General features: G+C 73.6%; 21 protein-coding genes and 1 pseudogene. 7 read left to right on the top strand and 15 right to left on the bottom strand.

The features are described from left to right. The first annotated feature begins 21 nt into the window (after nucleotides 1–21). Nucleotides 22–720: pseudogene (locus EMA09_RS29430) on the top strand (TNT domain-containing protein). 28 nt (nucleotides 721–748) lie between these two features. On the opposite strand, the gene EMA09_RS08035 reads toward EMA09_RS29430, so the two are convergent. Then, nucleotides 749–1351, bottom strand: coding sequence for an HAD-IA family hydrolase (locus EMA09_RS08035; protein ID WP_346655868.1), 603 nt, complete (start codon nucleotides 1349–1351; stop codon nucleotides 749–751). 131 nt (nucleotides 1352–1482) lie between these two features. On the opposite strand from EMA09_RS08035, the gene EMA09_RS08030 reads away from it, so the two are divergent. Beyond that, nucleotides 1483–2118, top strand: coding sequence for a glyoxalase (locus tag EMA09_RS08030; protein WP_129840274.1), 636 nt, complete (start codon nucleotides 1483–1485; stop codon nucleotides 2116–2118). A 25-nt stretch (nucleotides 2119–2143) separates the two neighbouring features. Here the strand turns inward: EMA09_RS08030 and EMA09_RS08025 are convergent, their stop codons facing one another. From EMA09_RS08025 to EMA09_RS07980, 10 genes are all read right to left on the bottom strand, one after another. Beyond that, nucleotides 2144–2542, bottom strand: coding sequence for a hypothetical protein (locus tag EMA09_RS08025; RefSeq protein ID WP_129840272.1), 399 nt, complete (start codon nucleotides 2540–2542; stop codon nucleotides 2144–2146). 67 nt (nucleotides 2543–2609) lie between these two features. Beyond that, on the bottom strand, nucleotides 2610–4163 hold the full coding sequence (locus EMA09_RS08020) for an SMI1/KNR4 family protein (protein WP_129840270.1): 1554 nt from the start codon (nucleotides 4161–4163) through the stop codon (nucleotides 2610–2612). A gap of 89 nt (nucleotides 4164–4252) precedes the next feature. Further along, nucleotides 4253–4825 (bottom strand): hypothetical protein, encoded by a 573-nt coding sequence (locus tag EMA09_RS08015; protein ID WP_129840268.1) that lies wholly within the window; start codon nucleotides 4823–4825, stop codon nucleotides 4253–4255. Nucleotides 4826–4937: 112 nt separating this feature from the next. Next, nucleotides 4938–6179 (bottom strand): mannosyltransferase family protein, encoded by a 1242-nt coding sequence (locus tag EMA09_RS08010; protein ID WP_129840266.1) that lies wholly within the window; start codon nucleotides 6177–6179, stop codon nucleotides 4938–4940. Nucleotides 6180–6296: 117 nt separating this feature from the next. Then, nucleotides 6297–6671 carry a cellulase gene (locus EMA09_RS08005; RefSeq protein ID WP_129840264.1) on the bottom strand — a complete coding sequence of 125 codons (375 nt, stop codon included), beginning with the start codon at nucleotides 6669–6671 and terminating at the stop codon, nucleotides 6297–6299. A 12-nt stretch (nucleotides 6672–6683) separates the two neighbouring features. After that, a complete protein-coding gene (locus EMA09_RS08000; protein WP_129840262.1) occupies nucleotides 6684–7193 on the bottom strand; it encodes a SigE family RNA polymerase sigma factor in 510 nt (169 codons plus the stop codon). A 112-nt stretch (nucleotides 7194–7305) separates the two neighbouring features. Further along, the gene (locus tag EMA09_RS07995; RefSeq protein ID WP_129840260.1) at nucleotides 7306–7683 is read right to left on the bottom strand and encodes a hypothetical protein; all 378 of its coding nucleotides are present in this window, start codon (nucleotides 7681–7683) and stop codon (nucleotides 7306–7308) included. A gap of 10 nt (nucleotides 7684–7693) precedes the next feature. After that, nucleotides 7694–10468: an RHS repeat domain-containing protein gene (locus tag EMA09_RS07990; RefSeq protein ID WP_168220665.1), complete on the bottom strand. Its 2775-nt coding sequence runs from the start codon at nucleotides 10466–10468 to the stop codon at nucleotides 7694–7696. Next, a complete protein-coding gene (locus tag EMA09_RS07985) occupies nucleotides 10465–12075 on the bottom strand; it encodes a DUF6531 domain-containing protein (protein WP_168220664.1) in 1611 nt (536 codons plus the stop codon). The genes EMA09_RS07990 and EMA09_RS07985 overlap by 4 nt, the downstream gene beginning before the upstream one ends. Before the next feature lie 109 nt (nucleotides 12076–12184). After that, entirely contained in the window at nucleotides 12185–13024 is an 840-nt protein-coding gene (locus EMA09_RS07980; protein WP_129840254.1) for a helix-turn-helix transcriptional regulator, read from the bottom strand. A gap of 116 nt (nucleotides 13025–13140) precedes the next feature. Between EMA09_RS07980 and EMA09_RS07975 the strand changes: the two genes are divergently transcribed. Beyond that, nucleotides 13141–13848 (top strand): SDR family NAD(P)-dependent oxidoreductase, encoded by a 708-nt coding sequence (locus tag EMA09_RS07975; RefSeq protein ID WP_129840252.1) that lies wholly within the window; start codon nucleotides 13141–13143, stop codon nucleotides 13846–13848. 5 nt (nucleotides 13849–13853) lie between these two features. On the opposite strand, the gene EMA09_RS07970 is transcribed toward EMA09_RS07975, so the two are convergent. Continuing rightward, nucleotides 13854–14288, bottom strand: a complete 435-nt coding sequence (locus EMA09_RS07970) for a VOC family protein (protein WP_129840250.1) — start codon at nucleotides 14286–14288, stop codon at nucleotides 13854–13856. A 78-nt stretch (nucleotides 14289–14366) separates the two neighbouring features. On the opposite strand from EMA09_RS07970, the gene EMA09_RS07965 reads away from it, so the two are divergent. From EMA09_RS07965 to EMA09_RS07955, 3 genes are all read left to right on the top strand, one after another. Then, nucleotides 14367–14846: a hypothetical protein gene (locus EMA09_RS07965; protein WP_129840248.1), complete on the top strand. Its 480-nt coding sequence runs from the start codon at nucleotides 14367–14369 to the stop codon at nucleotides 14844–14846. A 63-nt stretch (nucleotides 14847–14909) separates the two neighbouring features. After that, nucleotides 14910–15659 carry a class I SAM-dependent methyltransferase gene (locus tag EMA09_RS07960; RefSeq protein ID WP_129840246.1) on the top strand — a complete coding sequence of 250 codons (750 nt, stop codon included), beginning with the start codon at nucleotides 14910–14912 and terminating at the stop codon, nucleotides 15657–15659. A 34-nt stretch (nucleotides 15660–15693) separates the two neighbouring features. Beyond that, entirely contained in the window at nucleotides 15694–16161 is a 468-nt protein-coding gene (locus EMA09_RS07955; RefSeq protein ID WP_129840244.1) for a hypothetical protein, read from the top strand. Between the two features lie 44 nt (nucleotides 16162–16205). Here EMA09_RS07955 and EMA09_RS07950 read toward each other — a convergent pair whose 3' ends face one another. Then, nucleotides 16206–16754, bottom strand: coding sequence for an N-acetyltransferase (locus EMA09_RS07950; protein WP_240796294.1), 549 nt, complete (start codon nucleotides 16752–16754; stop codon nucleotides 16206–16208). Nucleotides 16755–16890: 136 nt separating this feature from the next. Here EMA09_RS07950 and EMA09_RS07945 point away from each other — a divergent pair, with 136 nt between their 5' ends. After that, on the top strand, nucleotides 16891–17748 hold the full coding sequence (locus EMA09_RS07945; protein ID WP_129840240.1) for an aminoglycoside phosphotransferase family protein: 858 nt from the start codon (nucleotides 16891–16893) through the stop codon (nucleotides 17746–17748). Nucleotides 17749–17771: 23 nt separating this feature from the next. On the opposite strand, the gene argS is transcribed toward EMA09_RS07945, so the two are convergent. Together argS and EMA09_RS07935 are read right to left on the bottom strand one after the other, a co-directional pair. Continuing rightward, entirely contained in the window at nucleotides 17772–19553 is a 1782-nt protein-coding gene (gene argS / locus EMA09_RS07940) for an arginine--tRNA ligase (RefSeq protein ID WP_129840238.1), read from the bottom strand. Nucleotides 19554–19690: 137 nt separating this feature from the next. Beyond that, nucleotides 19691–20362 (bottom strand): class I SAM-dependent methyltransferase, encoded by a 672-nt coding sequence (locus tag EMA09_RS07935; protein ID WP_129840236.1) that lies wholly within the window; start codon nucleotides 20360–20362, stop codon nucleotides 19691–19693. Between the last annotated feature and the right edge of the window lie 97 nt (nucleotides 20363–20459).

Below are 20459 nucleotides of genomic sequence, written 5' to 3'. Positions count from 1 at the left end.
CGCGAAAGAGAGCCCCGTTCCATGCGGCTTCACCCCGTCCCGCGTCACGCCGTCGCCCTCGCCTTCCCGCTCGCACTCCTCGGCACGATCACGCCCGCCGCTGCGGCGGAACCGGCCACGGCGCCTGCACCGGCCGTCGTCGAGACGTCCCGCTGCACGCTCGACGCCCCCGACCCCGTCCCGGGGCACCTGTGCACGGACCCGCGCCTCGGGCCGTGGCCTCTCCCCGGCGAACCGGTGGACGCGCTGCTCGACGGCTACGAGCCACTGGGCGACATGACCGACGCGGAGTTCCTCGGCCAGTACCGCGACGCGGACGACCGGTGGCGCTACCCCGCACACGACGGGTTCGACGTGACGGGCCGTGGCGACGACCTCGTCGTGCACCGCCGGGAGACCGAGCTGGCGTCCGCCGCCCTGGTCGACCGGTTCGGCGCGCCCACCGGCAGGTTCCTCGCACCGGCCGGCACCCCGTTCGAGGAGCGGGCGCTGCCGCCCGACACGCTGAACGACGCCCCGGACGACTACCACTGTTAGGCGGTGACGGGATCGGTCACCGTGGACGCCGGTCCCGCACGTGCCTGGTTCGACCAGCCCGGCGGCGGCCTGCAGTACCACACGGGGCCGGACGTCCGGGTCCAGGACCTTCTGGACCGGGAGGCCCTCACCGAAGTGCCCGGAGAACGCTGCCTCGACCGGTCCGCGAGCCCGTCCCGCTGACAGGGCCGACAGGTGGGGGCGGCACCGGTCACCCGCCGGTGGTGAGCGCGTGGCGCACGGCGGCGCGCAGCGTCGGGAAACGGGCGTCCGCGCGCGCGAGGTCCCGCGGGCCGTGGGTCGTGGTGACCGCGAGAACGGCGCACCCGGCGGCGAGTCCGGCCGCCACCCCGGCGGGCGAGTCCTCGATGACGGTGCACCGCGCCGGCGGACCTCCAGCCGGGCGGCGGCCAGGAGATGACCTTCGGGCGACGGCTTCCCGCGCCGCACGTCCTCCGCGCACGCGGACATCGGGGACGGGCAGCCCCAGGCGCCGCAGGCGTGCCACCGTGGCGGTCGCGCGGCTCGATGTGACGAGCGCCCAGGAGCCGGCGGGCAGGCCCGTCAGCACCTCGGCCGCGCCGTCGCAGGGCCGCACGCGATGCTCCTCGGCGGCCATCAGCCGGTCCAGCAGCCTGTGTTCGTCGGCGGGGTCCAGGTGCCCGGCGACCAGGCGCAGCGTGTCGGCCCGGCGCCGGCCCTGCGTGACCCGCCGCACGTGTGCCGGGTCGAGACCGCGCGCTTCGGCCCAGCGCGTCCAGACCCGGTCGTGCGCGGGTCCCGGGTCCACCAGTACGCCGTCCACGTCGAACAGGAGAACCCGCCGCCGTTCCCCACCGCCGTCCGCGATCCTCTCCTCCTCGGAAGAACCATGGCCACGCGGGGGCGCGAACCGGTCAGGAATCGAGAAGCACCGGCCGCCGGGCCGCCCCTAGCGTGATGGCCATGGCAACCATCGCATCCCTCACCCTCGACGTGGCCGACACCGCGGCCGCGCACCGCTTCTACGCGACCGCCTTCGGCGTCGAGAAGCGCATCGGCCTGCGCGCCTCCGACGAGGCCACGAGCGGCTTCCGCGGGTTCTCCCTGGCCCTCACCGTCTCAGGACCGGCCACCGTCGACGGCTTCATGACCGCCGCCGTCGACGCCGGCGCCACGGAGCTGAGGCCCGCCGAGAAGTCCCTGTGGGGCTACGGTGGCGTCGTGCAGGCCCCGGACGGCGCGATCTGGCGGATCGCGACCTCCGCGAAGAAGGACACCGGCCCGGCGACCCGGGACATCGACGAGATGGTGCTGCTGCTGGGCGTCGAGGACGTGAAGGCGAGCAAGCGGTTCTACGTCGAGCGGGGGCTCGCCGTCGGGAAGAGCTTCGGCGGCAAGTACGTCGAGTTCGCCGCCGACGCGTCGAGCCCCGTCAAGCTGGCCCTGTACAAGCGGCGCGGTCTCGCCAAGCAGGTCGGTGTCTCGCCCGACGGCACCGGCTCGCACCGGATCGTGCTCGGCGGCACCGCGGGCGCCTTCACCGACCCGGACGGCTTCGTGTGGGAGGCCGCGGTGCCGGCCCAGGCACCGGCGCGCTGACGCGGGACCCGGCGGCGCCGGGCGGTCAGCGGAGCCAGGCCCGCAGGTGTGCGCCGAAGACCACGTCGTGCGGCAGGCGCTCGAGGTCCCCGGGGGTCACGGCCACGCCCTGCTGCCCGAGCCGGGCGGCGAGGGCGGCCCAGTGGGCCGCCGCCGCGCTCTCCGGTGTCCCGCCGCCGACCGGTTCGTCGGGGCCGACCACCATGCGGGCCGTGTCCTCGATGTCCTCGGCCGTGAGGTGGCCGGTGCTGCCGGGCTCCCCGCCGTGGAGCGTCGATCCCCAGCCGCGGTCGGCCAGCAGCACGACGCGGCGGCCGTCCGCGAGGACGGCTTCGAGCCGTGCCGACAGCGACACCTCCCGGGCGTCCGCGGCGGTGGGGCCGTCCAGATCGGTGTGGGTGACCAGGCGCGTCACCGTCGTCATGCCGCCTCCCGTTCGGTCGTCCTCCTGCGCCGGACGGCCACCGTATCCGCCGGGGACGGCGGCGGGTTCAGGAGACCGTGAAGTTGCCGGAGGCGCGGAACACCTCTCCCGTGTCGACGCCGAGACGGGACGCCCAGGCCAGGGCCTCGCCGAGGGACGCCTCGCTGTCGGCGAGCCGCGCGGCGGCGAGCGCCGGCGGGGCCGCGCCGGCGTCGAGGAGGGCCGACCACTGGGGCGCCGTCAGGGCCAGGTAGCGGAGGCCCGGCAGGTCGCCGAGCACCGACAGATCACGGACCACGGCCCGCGTGAGGTCCAGGCCGTGCAGGCCGGGAAGGGTGCGCAGGTCCCCGATGTCGACGGGATCCGTGCTCCCGAGGCTGAGGGCGGCGAGGTGGGGATGGCCCCGCAGGGGCGTCAGGCCCCCGTCGGCCACGCCGGCCCGCAGGACCTCGACCGGCAGGGACCGGACGGGCGTCAGATCCGAGGCGAACCCGAGGCCGACCTGCAGCAGCCGCAGGCGCGGCGCGGCGGTGAGCGGTGCGAGGTCGACCGGTCCTTCGGCGTGGAGGTGGGCGGCCTGGAGGTCCCCCGGTATCCGGTCGGGCAGCTCGCCGATGACGCGGCGCGGACCCGCGGGGGCGGGACGCGCGACGTACAGGCGGTCGTCGTCCTGCTCGTACGCCTCCCGGTCGAGCTGCTCCAGGAGCCCGGCGAGCAGGGACGTGACCGAGTCGGCGACGTACGCGGGCCCCTCGTGGTGGTCGCGGCCGATGCGGATGACCTGCCCCGGCCGGCCGTCGCGGGCCGGGGACAGGTCGACGGCCAGGTAGTTGCCGTCCTCGCCGGAGGCGAACGGCAGCCACGCCGGGTGGGCGCCGCAGCGGCGCACCGTGTCGGGCGGGTCGGCGTCGAACACGACGGAGTCCCAGGCCAGTTCCCACGGGGAGGAGACCACCTGGTCCAGGATCCCGTACGCGGCGACCATGCCCGTGAGCCCGAGCCAGGCGTCGCCGAACAGGTAGTGGTGGTCGTAGTCGACGCCGTCGCCGTCGGCCACCAGGTACAGCGCGCGCAGATCCTCCGGCAGTCGGCGGCCGAGGCGGCGTTCCGCGTCGTCGAGGGCAGCGGGCGTGGCCGGCGGTGCCTGCTCCTCGGAGCGGCCGAGAATCGCGGCGCGGCGCTCCAGGTACGTACGGAACAGCGCCACCGCCCGCTCCGGGTCGCCCGCGGGGGCCGCGCCGCCCGCCGGCTGCCCGGAGCCGGGCTGCGGCGGCCGGGCCTCCGCGTCGAGTTCGGCCATGAAACCGTCGCGTCTGCTCAGGCAGCCCGTGACGCCGCTCCCGGTGGCGAGGAGCGCGTACCGGCTGGACGACCGGCACGTGATCTCCAGCTCGGTGCGCTCCCAGCCACGCGCCTCCCGCAGGGCGTCCGCCAGCCCGTTCACCGGCATGAAGAGGGCGGAGGCCGGCAGGCTCGTCACCGGCCGGCCGGGGACGGTGTAGCCGCCGGACACCGAGACGGCGCCCCGGCCGGCCGTGCTGGTGAGCTGCGCCCGTGTCCAGCCGGCAGGGGCACGCCCGGTCAACTCGTCGACGATCCGCCGCAGTGCTCGTTCCGGCATGTCCCCGCTCCCGCCCGTTCCTGTGCTGTCGGTGCCATCATGGCAGCGGGCACTGACACAGCGGCCGGGAGACGTCGGGGACGGCCGGGTCAGGGAGCCGTGACGATGTCGAACTCCAGGTCGGTCAGGGTCCGTTCGCACATGCCGGTGTCGACGTTGGCCGCTCCGTAGGCGGCCGAGCCGAGGGTGTCCTCCGGGGCGTCCGCCGCCGGCTTGATCCGGATGCGGACGGTCGCGGACTCACCGGGCTGCAGCGGGTCCGTCGTGCCGAACCAGTCGTACCAGCCCGCCGGGTCGAGATCCGTCCACACACCGTCCGCCTTCCACTGCGCCCGCAGCGGCACGTCCGCGTCGCCCGTGAGGACGGAGGGGTCGTAGGCGGAGATGTCGGCGAGGGCCACCAGGCCGTCGACCGGCCTGTCGTAGGTGTTGGTGACGCGGTAGGTGAGGAGGTTCCAGGTGCCGGCGACCACCGGGTCGGGGATGCCCACGAGTCTCACGTCGAGCACGTCCGTGTCGTACCACCACAGGCAGTGGGAGTCGTCGGCGCCGGGGTGAACGGTTCCGGCGGGCGCGGCGACGGCGGGCGCCGCGGCGAGCGTGCCGATGGACAGGAGGGCGGCGGTCGCCGCGGTCGAAGCGGCGATGCGGTGCAGGCGCAAGTCTTCCCCCAGGTGAAGCGCAGGTGAATGGACACCGTGTTCGACTACCCGGGCGCGTGAAGGGTTGCACGCCGGAGTTCGCGACGTTCGCGCGGGCGCGGGAGACGGAGCGTCAGCCGGCCCAGCCGCCGGACGTGAAGGTGAGGGCGAGGACGACCATCAGGGGTGCGGCGATGGCCGCGTACGCCTCCTTCACCCAGGACCACCGCAGGCTCAGCCGTGCCAGTCCGATCCACAGCGGCCACCAGAGCAGGGCGGAGCGGGGAACGGACAGGAACCAGTACGACGTGCCCAGCGCGTAGAGGTTGAGCGCCACGAAGACGGCCTCCGGCCAGTGGCGGCGCACCAGCAGGACGGCCAGCAGCAGCACCCCCACCACCATGGCGGCCATCTCGAGCTGGAACTCCATGGCGAACCCGGCGGACTGGGCATGGTCGAACGCGGCCCGCCACGTGTTGCGGAACGCCTCGACGGGCGTGTGGAAGTCACGGTTCCAGCCGCGTTCCTGCGCGTGCTTCCACGCCATCCAGTCGTCCGTCCTCGCGTACAGGTACGCCATGTACGCGGCGGCGGGCACGGCCGGCACCGCGCACCAGGGCAGCGCCCGCAGCCGGTCGCGCCAGGGCCGGCCGCGGTGCGCCAGCAGGAACTCCACCAGGATCGCCGCGGCGAGGAACAGGCCGCTGATCCGCACGGTCGTCGCTGCCGCGCCGAGGAGGCCGGCGAGCGCCCAGTGCCGGTTCTTCGCCGCGAGCCAGGCCGGCAGCGCGAACGCCAGGAACAGCGCCTCGGTGTACCCGGCGGCGAGGAAGACGGCGGTCGGCGACAGCAGCCAGAACGCGGCCGCCCGCCGGCCGGCCGCCGCGCCGTCGCCCCGCCCGAGCCCCGCTATGCGCGCCAGCGCCACCACGGCCACGGCACCGCCGGCCAGGGATATCAGCAGGCCGGCGACGGTCCAGTTCCCGACCAGCGCGTGGACGGCGCGCAGCGCGAACGGGAACCCGGGGAAGAACGCCACGCGTTCGTCCGTCACCGGGTCCTGGCCCGGCGGCGTGACGAAGTAGCCGTTCTGCGCTATGTGCAGGTAGTGCCCCCAGTCCCAGTGCTCCCAGCGGGACAGCCACGTGCCGGGCGTCCTGCCGTCGGCCTCGGGGTCGAGCCAGGTGGCGCAGTACGCGATGAGCGCCATGCCCACCCGCGTGAACAGGTAGAGCCGCAGCACCCGCAGATCGGTCGCGGTCAGCCGGCCGCGCGGCAGGCGCCGCCGCCCGCGGGGCCGTCCCGTCTCCCGCGCGGGGGAGCGCTGCGCGGGGACGGCGGCCGGTGTCGTGCCGGTGGGCGGGGTGGCGGTCATCGGGCGTCCGTTCCGGGGTGTCGTGCGGTCGGCGGGGGAGTGGGGGGCGCGCGCCGGCTCCGCCGCGCGCCCGGAAAGGTCGGGTCGCGACGATACGGGGGGCGTGCGCGGGGGGCGCTAACCGGCCCGTGTCGCGCCGTCCTCCGTGGTGCTCCCGTCCGTCGTCGCCGGGGGCGTGGTGAGGCCGTCCGGGAGTGACCGCGTCGCGTCCGGGGACGGGGGCGGCGCCGTGCGCCCGGACGACGGCGGACCGGACGCGGGCCGCAGCGGCGGATCGCCGGGCGCGTCCCCCGCCGACGCGCCGGACAGCAGGAACAGCCCGGTCGCGAGCCCCGCGACCGCGAGCCCCGAACCGGCCGCCCTGCCCGCCGCCCGCAGCCGGCGCCGGGCCGCGACCCCGGCCCGCAGCCGTTCCCGCTGCTCCGGCGCGAACGGGACGTGCTCCCGCTCCCGCCGCATCAACTGCGCGAGCTGCCGTTCGAACGGGTCCATGACGTCTCTCCTTCACCCCACCGGCTCGACGACATCGGCCAGGAGCGTCCGCAGCCGCGCCACGCCGCGGGCGACGTGGGAGCGTGCGGTGCCGACAGGGCAGCCGAGCGCGTCCGCCACCTGGCCCTCGGGAAGGTCCTCGTAGTAGCGCAGGACGACGGCGGCCCGCTGCTTCGGCGGCAGGAGGCTCAGCGCGGCCTCCAGGCGCGAGCGCTCCGCCACGGCCGCGGACATGTCGCCGCCGGCGGCCGGCGTCTCCGGCAGCCGGTCGACGGGACGCTCGCCCCACCACCGCCGCCGCGCCGAGCGCGCGGCCGCCCGTGCCATCACCCTGCGCACGTACGCCTCGGGAGCCCCGTCGGCGACCTTCGGCCACGCGGCCCAGAGCCTGACCAGCGACTCCTGCAGCAGGTCCTCGGCGCGGTGCCGGTCCCCGGCGGTGAGCAGCCGGGCGAGGTGGAGGAGCCCCGACCAGCGGGCCGCGACGAACTCCTCGAACGCACCGGCACGAGCCTGCCCCATCCGCTCCGCCCTCGCTCTCGCCGGTCACCCACACCAGGGGTAAGGCATCGGCGACCGCGCCCCTATGCACCGGCGGCATGTGACCTCGGTCACGGCGGAGGGTTCGGGAGTGCTAGTCCTCCATGAGGGCGCGGTAGTCGGAATACATCCGCGCCAGGGCCATGGGGGATTGCGTGGCGGCGAAGAATTCGTCGAGCAGTGTGAAGAGCGCGTCGAATGCCGCCCGGTCCTGCTCCTCCGTCAATGCGCCGGCGGAGAAGGACGCGTCCGGCGGGACCGCTAGGGCCGTGCGCAGTGCGAGCGCCGGCCACGCGAGGCTCGTGCGGTGGCCGGACCGTACGACCAGCCATTCCGTGAATCCGCGCAGCGCCCCGCCGTCGGTGGCCAGGTCGTAGCCCCGCAGGAAGGTCACGGCCTCCCCGTACGACGGCTTGAGCCCGTAAAGGGCCGGCCTGGCATGCAATTGCGCGCACTGCGCCCGGTGAGTCATGGCCAATTCCTCAGAATCCGAAGTTGATCACGTCGCCATAATCCCACAGCGCCTTGTACTCATCGATGGTGACCCCATTCGCCGGGGTGAAGGCGTCGTACACGCGCCCCTCCCTGACCACCACGACATGGTGCGACCATTCGTTGTGCTGCCCCTGGTAGGGGCCGAAGTTCGGGAATTCGCGGTCGAATCGAACGACGTCCCCGCTGCCGAGGTTCTCCTGGATACGGCGTGCCACGTCCGCGCAGTCGCCGGGGCCGTCGGTGATCTGGTCGAGCGACCTCGGCAGGTCGGGCAGCGTGTGCGTGCACCCGACGAGCCCGAGCGGGTCCAGGTGCGCCAGCGGATTGGGCACGTACGCGTGGTGGTTCGGCGCGGGATCGAGACCCAGCGGGTCCGGCGACGCGTAGCGGGCGGTCTCCGCGTCGTAGTGGCGGAAGTAGTTGTAGTGGAAGCCCGATTCGGCGTCGCGGTACTGGCCGGGGAAACCGATCGGGCAGTCCGTGCCGCCGTCCGCCGGCCGCTGCTCCGTCCCCCACAGGGACGCGCGCCGCCGCCACGCGATCGCGCCGTCCGCGCCGACCAGTTCCGTCGGCGTGCCGACGAGGTCCGTGACGATGGCGTGGAACCGGCTGTCGTACGCGGCCTGGTCCGGCTCCGCCCCGGCGGGCACCCGTGTCGTCTGGCTGAGCGGCCGGTGCGTGCCCGGCGTGTACTCCCAGGTCGTGAACGAGCCGTCGGGACCCGCCTGTTCCGCCAGCCGGGTGCCGTCCCACACGAAGTCGGTGCGCTCGCCGCCGCCGTCCCCCTCCGGGCCGAGGCGCTGTTTGGCCACCCGCCGGCCCAGCGGGTCGTAGAGGTAGCGCCACCGCGCGCCGGACGGGTCGGTGACCGAGACGAGGCGGTCGTACGCGTCCCACGCGTAGGTCCACGTCCGCGACTGGCCGTTGAGCAGGCGGCGTGTGCGCCGTACGACTCGGCCCTGTGCGTCGTGCTCGTAGCGGGTACGGCCTGCGTGCCGCGGGAGCGTGCCCGTGAACGCGCGGTCGCCGCTCTCCGGACCGTCCGGGACGGTCAGGTGGGTGAGGTTGCCCGCGGTGTCGTAGGCGTAGTTCTCGCGCCAGTCCCGGCCGTGCACGGCGGTGACACGTCCGCCGGCGTCCAGGTCGAACCGGCGGCCGCCCGAGGAGAGTTCGTCGATCTCGGTGGGGATGCCGTCAGCGCGGTACGCGTAGCTGCGGCGCTGCAGGACGCCGCCCGCCGTGCCGGTGATCTCCTGGCCGGTGAGACGGTCGAGATCGTCCCACGACTGGCTGAGCACGGCGCCGGTGTCGAGTCGCCGTTCGATCTCGTGGCCCACCGTGTCGTACGTGAAGTCGAGCGAGCCCGCGTCGCCGCGCACCGAGACGGGACGCCCCGCCGCGTCGAAGGCCCACCGCGACGTGTGGCCGCTCGGCGTGACGCGTTCGGTGCAGCGGCCGAGCGCGTCGTACGCGTACGCCGTGCGGCGGTCGCCGATCGATTCCGCGAGGAGGCGGCCCAGCACGTCCCGCTCGTGGGTGAGCGACACCTGCCCGTTGGACGCGCGCAGCAGCCGGTCGGCGGCGTCGTGGACGAAGACGGCCGACTCGCCGTCGCCGGTGCGCTGCTCGATGGTGCGGCCCAAGGCGTCCCGCACGAAGACGATCTCCTCGCCGGCGCCGTTGGTCCGGGAGGAGAGCCGCCCCGCGGCGTCGTGGGTGTAGGTGACGGTGCGGCCGTTGAAGTCCGTCTCGGCGGTGAGGCGGCCCGCCGCGTCGTACTCGTAACTCCACACGAGACCCTGCGCGTTGGTGACCGTGCGCAGCCGCAGTTCGGTGTCGTAGGTGAAGGCGTGGGCAGTGCCGTCGGGGTCGGTCCGCGAGGCCACCTGGTCGAAGGAGGTCGGCGTGTACCGCGTGACGCGGCCCGCCGTGTCGGTGTGGGAGCGCAGGTTGCCCTCGGCGTCCCACACCCACGACTCGCCGCTGCCGTCGGGCATCTCGCGCCGGCTGATCCTGCCCTCCGGCGTCCGGACGAGCCGCGTGACCCGGCCCAGCGGGTCCGTGACCGCGGTGATCCGGCCGAAGGCGTCGCGCTCGACGGAAGTCGTGTGGCCCAGCGGATTGGTCACGGCGACGGGCAGGCCCGCGCCGTCGCAGGAGATGCGGCGCGTCCCGCCCAGCGCGTCCGTGACGGAGGTGCGGTGCCCGGCCGCGTCGTACGAGTACGAGGTGCGGAAGCCCGCCGGGTCGACGGTGGCGAGCCGGTTGCCCCGGCTGTCGTAGTGGTGCTCCCACCGCGCGCCGTCGGGCGCCGTCACGCTCGTCGGCAGCGCCCGTTCGTCGTACTCGGCGCGTACGGCCGTGCCGTCGGGCCGGACGATCTCCGTCGTGTTGCCGTCCCTGTCGTACGCGTGGCGGGTGGTGTGGCCGAGGGCGTCCGTCCTGCTGAGGAGGCGGTCGTACCGGTCCCACGTGCGGTGCGTCGTGCTGCCGAGCGGGTCCGTCTCGGTCACGAGCTGGTACGAGTCGTTGAACTGGTAGACGGTCGTGTGGCCGAGCGAATCGGTGAACAGGGTGCGGTGGTGCTCGGTGTCGTAGACGATGCCGCTGCTCAGGAAACCGTCGGTGCCCTCGGTCGCCACGCAGCGTCCGTCGTCGTCGTACGTGTAGCGGTACCGGGTGCCGTTGCGGTCCTCCCAGCCGGTGACGCGGTGCCGTCCGTCGTAGGACAGCCGCTGCGGCAGGCCGGAGGAGTCGATCACCTCGGCGAGGTTGCCGTTGTCGTCGTGGCCGAAGCGCCGGATGAGGGGGTGTTCGGGGTGGTTGAGGAGGTGGAGTTCGGTGATGCGGCCGTTGTGGGTGGTGATGCCGATGTGGTAGCCGCCGTCGTGGATGACGTCGGTGGGTGCGCCGTTTGCGTCGTATGCGAGGTGGATGCGGTTGCCGTTGCGGTCGGTGATGGCGGTGAGGGGGAGTTCGCCGCCGGGGCGGCCGGGGACGGGGGCGAAGTGGAGGGTGCGGCCGGTTTCGGGCTGGTGGACGGTGATGGGGGTGCCGGGGCCGCCGTTCCAGGCCAGTGGCCAGCGGGGGCCTTCGACGGGGTGGACGGGGGTGTCGGGCAGGGGGCGGGGTAGTCGAGGATCATGCCGTCGTCGGTGACGAAGCGGGCGCCGCTGTTGTCGAGGACGAGGCGCTGGTCGAGGGTGGAGGCCCAGGAGGGGCCGAACCACTGGCCCTCGCGGAGTGAGCTGCGGTGGTGGCGGCGCAGGACGAGGGGGAGGGTGCCGGGGAGCTCGATGTCCGTCTCGGTCATGACCATTTCGCCGGTGGCCATGTCGATGGGGTCGGTGCGGCAGACCAGGTCGTCGCCCTGGCGGCCCATGCGGCGCAGGGCTTGGCCGAGGCCGCGGGCGCCCTGGCGGATGCCGCGCAGGCCGGTGCGGGCGGCGGCGAGGCCGCCCTTGAGTCCGCGGGCGAGGCCGCCGAGGGTGGTGAGGCCCTTCATCCCGGGAATGCAGTCGAGTGCGGCGAACGCGACGTCGAGGAGGCCGGCTTCTCCTCGGGCGTATTTGATCAATGTGTCGGCGAGGACGACGAGGGCTGCGGCGAGGACGACCCAGGCGAGGGGTCCGCCGATGATCATGACGACGATGCCCAGGACCGCGACGATGGCTTTGCAGACGTCGACGATGGTGTCCCAGTTCTCGGTCACCCAGTGGATGGCGTCTTCCCACCACTTGCGGTTCTGGATGCCGGCGTCGGACGCTTCATCGATGTCACGTGCGGCCTCGCGGGCGGCGTCCTCCCGCATCTCACGCGCCTGCTCCGCCAACTGGCGGGCGGCGTCGAGACGGCCCTGCGCGTCGTCCACCCGCCCCTGCGCCGACTCCTGCGCCTGCTGGGCGGCCTGCCGGTCACGCGTCGCAGCACGCACCTCCGCATCGTCCGGCGGCTGCGCACCCTCGCCCTCGCGCTCCAGGCGGTCGGCCTCGTCACCGGCGCGCGACACCCAGTCCTGTGCGTCACCCAGGGCATTCTGCGCGGCTGTGAGGTCGGCCTGCGCGGCGATGGCACGTTCCAGCGCCCGGTCCGCGTCCCCCTGCGCGGTCTCCAGCTTCGGCCAGTACGTCTGCAACGCCTGCGCACACAGGCCGTACGAGTCCTGCAGTTTGGTCAGATTCTCCGGGACACCGTCGAACTCGTCCCGGAACGCATCGGCCGACAATCCCGACCAGTCCTGGACGGCGCTGTCCCCGGCAAGCCCCCGGATCTTCCCCAGCGCCTCGCCCACGTCGTCCGCGAACGTCTGCAAATCATCGGCCAGCGTCCGGACCTCGTCCGGATTCCCCGGAGTCGGATCCGACTCCATCCCCACCGGAGACCAATCAGCAGGCCGCCCCATCACCAACACCCCCGTCAGCGCATTGTTGCTAGCGTGACCGTAACCGGTGGTCAGCGCGCATCTCAAGCGCCCGGGTTCAGTCGAGCACGGGCCGCGTGTCCGAGCCGGTGAGCCGCGCCAGGCGTTCCGCCTCGTCCGTGCCCGGTTCCGCCGTGTAGATCATGACGCGCAGGTCGCCGCCGTTCACGGTGAGGATGTCGCAGTCGAGCGTCAGGAGGCCCGCCTCCGGGTGGTGGACGGTCTTGACGGCCGGCTCGTGGCGGCCCACGGTGCCCGCGTCCCACAGGGCCGCGAACCGGTCGCTGCCCGCCCGCAGCCCGGCGACCAACTCCCGCACGCGCGGGTCGGACGGGTAGCGGGCCGCCGCCGACCGCAGGTCACCGACCAGCGCCGCCTCCAGGTCGGCGCGGGGCTGCGTACTGTGCTCGACGCGGCCCGGACGGCCGAGGAACGTGCGCCACACGCCGTTCCGCTCCATCCCGCGCCACCCGGACGGATCGCCCATCAGCGCCGCGTACGGACCGTTGGCCACCAGCAGCGTCCACACCGCGTCGTGGACGGCGACGGGCACCCCGCCCAGCCGGTCCAGCATGCGCCGGACGCCCGGCGTGATGGCCGTGGGCACCGTCCCCCGGGCCGGCTCCGACAGCCCGGCCAGCCGGAACAGCAGACCGCGCTCGGGCGTCGACAGCCGCAGCGCCCTGGCCAGGGCCTCGACCACCTGCGGCGACGGGTTCTCGGCACGGCCCTGCTCCAGGCGGGTGACGTAGTCGGCGGAGACCCCGGCCAGCATGGCCAGCTCCTCGCGGCGCAACCCGGCCGCGCGCCGCCGGCCGCCGGCGGGCAGCCCCGCGGCCTCCGGGGGGACGCGGTCCCGCCGGCTCCTCACCATCCTGCCGAACTCCGACCCCGCCATGCCCCCAGTGTGCCCCGGCGGCACCCCTTCTTCCTGGTACCACCGTTCCCAGGCTTCCCGTTCCCAGGAAAAGGAGACGTCTGGCCGACCGCCCCGCGCCGCGCGAGGCTCGTCGCATGACGACCACACTGATCACCGGGGCCAACAAGGGCCTCGGCTTCGAAACCGCCCGCCGCCTCGTCGCCGCGGGCCACACCGTCTGGATCGGCAGCCGCGACCCGGAGCGCGGCCGGCGGGCCGCCGAGCGGCTGGGCGCGCGCAGCGTACGGATCGACGTCACCGACGACGCGTCCGTCACGGCGGCGGCGCGTACGGTCGGGGCCGCCGGCGGGCTCGACGTCCTGGTCAACAACGCGGGCATCGAGAGCAGGACGGGGGACAACGCCGTGCCCGGCCCCGCCGACACCACGGCCGACACGATGCGGGAGACGTTCGCGACGAACGTGTTCGGCCCCGTGCGCGTGCTCCACGCGTTCCTGCCGCTGCTGGGCCGGTCCGCCGCCCCGGTCGTGGTGAACGTCAGCAGCGGCCTCGCGTCGCTGACCCGCGTCACGACCGCCGGCACCCCGACGCACGCCTACCCCGGTGTCGCCTACCCGGCGTCCAAGGCGGCGGTCAACATGATCACCGTCCAGTACGCCAAGGCGTTCCCCCGGATGCGGATCAACGCCGTGGAGCCGGGCTTCACGCGCACGGACCTCAACGGGAACACCGGCGTCCAGACCGTCGAGGAGGGCGCGGAGATCATCGTCCGCATGGCGCTGACGGGACCGGACGGCCCGACCGGCGGCTTCTTCGACGCGACCGGCCCGCTGCCCTGGTGACGGCGTCAGTCCCCGGCGGGTGTCGGCCGGTGGTGCACGAACTCCACCACCGTGCCGTCCGGGAACCGCGCGCTGAACCCGGCACCGGTCGGCACGTCCCGCAGCGGGTGGACGATCTGTGCCCCGTCCGCCACCAGCCGGTCGTGATACGGCCGCACGTCGTCCACCAGCAGCGTCCCGGTCGTGGCGCGGTACGGCCGCAGCGCCTCTGCGTCGCCCTCGATCAGCAGGAACGCCCCGACCATGGCCAGCCGCAGCGCCCCGAACGAGAGCCGGCCGTCCGCCGCCGTCCCCTGGAGCCGTTCGTAGAAGGCGATGCCGTCCTCCAGCGTGCCCGGGTCGCGGAAGACCCGGATCAGGACGCGGGGCGCGGTCAGGCCGGACGAGTCGTTGCGCAGCCGCCACATGGTGGCCGCCCGTGAGGGTGTCTGTTCAGGCATGCGCCCACCCTCCGCCGGCCGCCGCCCGGCAGCCAGGCAGCACCTCGTACGGTGAGTGGCGCTCATAGGATCAACGGCATGGATACGTCGCTTCGCCGCGACCCGGACCTGCTCGCCCTCGTCGAAGCCTGGCCGGCGACCCCGGCGCTCGTCCTGGACGAACGGCTGGACATCCTCGCCGCCAACGCCGCCCACCGCGCCCGCTGGGGCGACCCGGCGACCGGACTCCCCGCCGAGCGGCGGAACGTCCTGCTGTGGCTCGCCTCCGCCCGCCCCTTCACCGGCACGGACACCGACGAACTGCTGCGCGGCCTGTACGAGCACTTCCGCAGCGCCGTCGCCCACTTCCCCGACGACCCGCGGCCCGCACACATCACCGAACTCCTCCACGCCGTCCGCCCCGACGCCGCCCACTGGTGGAACTGCCGCACCGTCGCCGAGTTCCGCCCCACGACCGTCACCGCGCCTCCCGACGGCACGCGCCTGACGTTCGCCCTCCTCCGCCCGGTCGCCGCCCCCGGCGTCCTGCTGCTCACCCAGACCCCGGCGGACGGTTGAGACGGCCCGCGGCGCCGCGTAAATCCGTCGACAACGCACCGGCCGGCCGGGACCGTTGACGGCATGGGACGGGAACAGGAAGAGCTGTGGGACGCGGAGACCGCCCGGGAGTACGACACGCCGGGCACCGGCATGTTCGCGCCCGAGGTCCTCGGGCCGACCGTGGAGCGTCTCGCCGCGCTCGCCGACGGGGGAGCCGCCCTCGAATTCGCCATCGGGACCGGCCGCGTCGCCGTCCCGCTCGCCCGGCGCGGGGTGCCCGTCACCGGCATCGACCTGTCGCGGCCGATGATCGACCGGCTGCGCGCCAAGGCCGACGGGGCGACGATCCCGGTCGTCGTCGGCGACATGGCGACCGCGACGGCGCCGGGCACGTTCCGGCTCGTCTACCTGGTGTTCAACACGATCGCCAACCTCCTCACCCAGGACGCGCAGGTCGCCTGCTTCCGGAACGCCGCCCGCCACCTCACGCCCGGCGGGCGGTTCGTCATCGAACTGTGGGTCCCCGAACTGCGGAAACTCCCGCCCGGCCGGCAGGCCGTGGTGTGCCGCGTGGAGACGGGCTACATCGGCCTCGACACGTACGACACCCTGCACCAGCACGTCGTCTCGCACCACTTCACGTTCGGCGCGGGGCGGGACGCACGGCTCTTCCGCACCCCGCACCGCTACATCTGGCCCGCCGAACTCGATCTCATGGCCCGGCTCGCCGGGTTCGCGCTCGAATCGCGGCACGCCGACTGGAACGGCACCGAGTTCACGGCCGAGTCACCGTCCCACGTCTCCGTCTACCGCCTCCCGCACGACGGCTGACGCCCCGCCGTCCGCGCTGTGGTGGACTGTGCCCATGGACGCGATATGGGCGAGCGCCGTCGCGGTCGCGGGCACGCTGCTCGGTTCCCTCATGGCCCACCTCTTCCAGCGGAACGCCATCAGGCGCGGCGAGTCGTTCGCGCGCTCCGAGGCGCTGCGGCAGGAACGGATCGAGACGTACAGCGGGTTCGCCGCCGCCGCCGAGGACTACCGCCGCGGCCAGGCGGACCGCTGGTACCGCAGGCGCGAGGACCCTGCCGGGGACGGCTTCCGCACGGCGCGCGACGAGGCGCACCGGCTCCGTACGGTGGCCCGGCAGGCCCTGTACCGGGTGCGGCTGCTCACCGACGACCGCGCGATCGTGCAGGCGGCGCAGCGCGCGTACGACGGGACGCGCGACATGTCCCTCGCCGTCGGGAAGGACGACTGGGCCGTCCGTGACGCGGAGGCGAAGGCGGCCATCGAGGCGTTCGTGGCGCACGCGGCGAAGCTCCTCCGGTGACGCCGCCGCCGCGCCCGGCTCCGGTCGTTCCGGACCGAGGGCCGTCAGGCGTGCGGGTCGCGCATGCCGACCGCGTCGTGCCGCCAGAACGCCTCGGCGTACACCAGCGTCCCCGTCATCCACGGCTCGTGAGCCGGCAGTGTGATGCTCAGGAAGCAGGGGTCCGGGACGCGGGGGGACGGCGTGATGAACCCCAGGTCGCCGCCCGGCACGAAACCGAGCCGCCGGTAGTAGCCCGGGTCGCCCTCCAGGAAGACGGCGGGCACGCCCCGCTCGGCGAGCACACCGAGACCGTGCCGCACCAGGCGGGTGCCGATGCCCTCCCGATGGCGGTCGGGCGTGACGGCCAGCGGGCTGAGGACCTGCACGTCCACGAGCCGGCGGGGCGCGTCGAGGCGGCTGCGGGTGAACATCACGTGCCCGACGATCCGTTCCCCGTCCTCGGCGACGAGGGAAAGCCCCTCGCCGGCGGTCACGATCGCGCGCAGGTCGTCCAGCAGGGCCGTGACGACGACGCCGTGGTCGCCGAACGCCCGCAGATGGAGGTCGCGGACATGGTCGATGTCCGCCGGTTGTTCTTCACGAATCAGCACGGCGGGAGCGTACGGACCGTGCCCCGGGACCGCATCCGGTTTTCCGCCGGAAACGGATGGACGGCGGCGCCCCGGTGCGCTGTGATACGTCCCGGCGCCCACGACCCGAAGCGGGCCGCCGACAGGAGCAGTTGACATCCGTCCCACGATCGACACCGCACTCGTCGGGAACCTGCTCGACAGGCAACTCCCGCAGTGGTCCGCACTCCCGCTGAAGCCGGTCGACCCGGCCGGCTCCGACCACGTGATCCACCGGCTGGGCGACGACCTGGCCGTCCGGCTGCCGTGCCACGACGGCGCGATCGGGCAGGCGCGCAAGGAGGCGGAGTGGCTGCCGCGGCTCGCACCGCACCTGCCGCTGGCCGTCCCCGTCCCGGTGGCCGTGGGCGAGCCGGACCTCGGCTACCCGTGGCCGTGGCAGGTGTCCCGCTGGCTGGCCGGCGAGGTCGCGACCAGCGCGGCACTGGGCGACTCGGTCGAGGCCGCCGTCGAACTCGCCGGCTTCCTGACCGCGCTGCAGGGCATCCCGCCGGCGGCGTCCGACGACCTGGCGGGCCCGCCGCTGGCCCACCGGGACCGGGAGACGCGGGCCGCGATCGCACGGGCCGGCGACGCCTTCGACACGGCGGCCCTGACCGCCCTGTGGGACGCGGCCCTCGCCGCGCCCGGCTGGGACGGCCCCCCGGTCTGGTTCCACGGCGACTTCCACACCGGCAACGTGCTGACGACCGGCGGCCGCCCGAGCGCCGTCATCGACTTCGGCAGCCTCGGCACCGGCGACCCGGCCCCCGACCTGATGATGGCGTTCACCCTGTTCTCGGCCGCGCCGCGGGCCGCGTTCCGGACGGCACTCGGCGTGGACGACGCCACGTGGCTGCGGGGCCGCGGCTGGGCACTGACCGGCGGGATCGTCGCGTACGCGGCCTACGCGGCGACGAACCCGAGGGTGGCGGCACAGACAACACGCCAGATCACCGCGACCCTCACGGGCTGACACCTTCGCCCGGCCCCTGTGCGTCACATCCGCTCAGGCGCGGCGATACCGAGCAGTTCCAGGCCGCGGGCCAGTGTCGCGCGGGTGAGCCTGCAGAGCGCCAGCCGATTCGCACGAATCGGCTGCGGCACGCTGTCCGCGAGAACCGGACAGGACTCGTAGAACGCCGTGAACGCCCTGGCCAGGCTGTAGAGATACCCGGCGAGCTGGTGGGGTTCCAGCGTTTCGGCAACGCCACTGAGCACACTGCCGAACGCGTCCGCTTCGAGGAGGAGGGTCCGTTCGGCCGGTTCGAGGGTCTGCCCCGGGTCGAACGCCCCGATGCCCGCACCGGTGACGGCCGCCTTCCGCAGGATGGAGGCGATGCGGGTGTGGGTGTACTGGAGGTAGACGCCGGTCTGTCCGGTGAAGCTGACCATGCGGTCGACGTCGAAGGAGTAGTCCTTCGCACGCGAGGTGGACAGCTCCGCGAACTTGACCGCGCCGATACCCGCCAGGCGGGCGATGCGGTCGAGCTCCGCGGGCGCCATGGCCGGGTTCTTCTCGGCGACGACCTCACGGGCGCGGTTCTCCGCCTCGTCCAGGAGGTCGGCGAGACGCACGGTACCGCCGGAACGCGTCTTGAACGGCCGGCCGTCCGGACCGTTGATGGTCCCGTTGGCGGCGTGCACTGCCTCGATCCCGTCCGTGAGCCAGCCGGCGCGGCGCGCAGTGCGGAAGACCATCTCGAAGTGCTGTGCCTGGCGTGCGTCCACGACATAGATGAGGCGCGTGCCGTTGAACTCCTGGACGCTGTACCGGATGGTGGCCAGGTCGGTGGCGGCGTAACCGAACCCGCCGTCGCTCTTCCGCACCAGCATGGGAACGCGCTTGCCCTCGGGGCCGCGAATGTCGTCGAAGAAGACGACCTTCGCACCCTCGCTGTCCTCCAGGACTCCCTTGCCGGTCAGTTCCGAGACCACATCATTGAGCCAGGGGTTGTAGAAGGACTCGCCCAGCACGTCGTCACGCGTGAGCAGGACACCGAGCCGGTCGTAGATCTGCTGGAAGGCGATCTCCGATTCGGTGACGATCTCCCGCCACGCGGCGACGGTCTCCTCGTCACCGCTCTGGAGCGCGACGACACGGCGTTGCGCGCGTTCCTTGAAGGCCGGGTCGGCGTCGAACACCTGGCGTGCGGTGCGGTAGAGCCCGTCGAGGGCGGAAACGGCCCCGGCCGTCTCCTCCTGGCCGACCTCCTTGGTGCGCCAGGCATTCTCCGGGTGCTCGAAGAGGTATTGGATGAGCATGCCGAACTGGGTGCCCCAGTCACCGACGTGGTTCTGGCGCACGACCTCGGCGCCGAGGAAGCCCAGTACACGGGCCAGCGCGTCGCCGATCAGCGTCGAACGCAGGTGGCCGACGTGCATCTCCTTGGCGACGTTCGGCCCGGAGTAGTCCAGTACGACCGTCTGACCGGCCTGGTCGGCGGGTACCCCGAGCCGGTCGTCCGCATCGCGGGCTGCAGCGCTCTCCAGCATGGCCGAGTCGGCGAGGGAGATGTTGACGAAGCCGGGTCCTGAGACCTCGGCTGCGGTGATCCAGGGCACGTCCGCGAGCCGGGCGGCGAGCTCAGCGCCCAGCTCGCGCGGGTTGCGTCCCAGGCGCTTGGCGAGGGAAAGGGCGGCGTTGGCCTGGAAGTCCGCACGCTCGGAACGTCGCACGAGGGGGTCTTCGGTTGCGAGCTCGGCGGGCAGGACGTCCGCCATCGCCGCCCGCATTGCCGTAGCCACCTGATCGGCCAGAGACCGCACCTGCTGCACCATTCCGCGTACAACTCCCCGAACTGGATTCGTCCACAGACAGCGGGCCGCCACCGGCCACCCGGTGAACGGCCGACCGGGCGCTGCCGGGTCAAGCATGGCAGGGGAGGTGTCAGCGGTTCACGGGATTTCGCACGCTGTCAGTGCGGCGGGCGTCGGGCTGTGATGACCACGCCGGGGCCGGTGAGTTCGCCCGCCGGGAGGCGGAGTTCCGCGACGGTGCGCAGGCCGGCCCGTTCGATCAGGTCCACGAGCTGTTCCGGCCGCCACCGGTGCGTCGTCCAGCGCACGGGCACGCCCCCGTACGCCTCGGTGCGCGTCACGTCCCCGTCGCCGACGTGCGTCGCGGTGATGAAGTACCCGCCCGGCCGCAGGGCGCGCGCGAACGAGGCGAGGACCTGCGGCAGTACGTCGCGCGGGAGGTTGAACAGCGACCACCACCCGAGTACGCCGCCGAGCGACGCGTCGGCGAGGTCGAGTTCGGTGGCGGACGCGACGTCGAAGCGGCACTGCGGGTAGAGGCGTCGCGCGTGCTCGATCATCCGGGGGGAGAGGTCGACGCCGGACACGTCGAGCCCGCGTTCGGCGAGGTAGGCGGTCACCGTCCCGGGGCCGCAGCCGACGTCGAGGACCGGCCCCGACCCGCCGACGGCGTCGGCGAAGGCGTCGATCGACGCCTTCAGCCACGGGTCCTCGCGGATGTCGCCGACGCCCGTCGTCCGCACCATGTGGACGTAGTTGTCGGCCACCCGGTCGTAGGAATCACGGACCGCGTCGAGATCGTCCGGGCGGTCAATACGGTGTGCGCGCATCGGCCGACCCTAGCGCCGCGCGGCGGCCCGCCGGGAGACTGCCCCGGACCGTGCGGCCTCCTGAAGTCGAAGAGGATTTGCCTAAAGGTTTTAGGCA

The organism is Streptomyces sp. RFCAC02 (assembly GCF_004193175.1).
Classification (GTDB): domain Bacteria; phylum Actinomycetota; class Actinomycetes; order Streptomycetales; family Streptomycetaceae; genus Streptomyces.
This window is presented reverse-complemented; position numbering and strand designations above follow the sequence as displayed.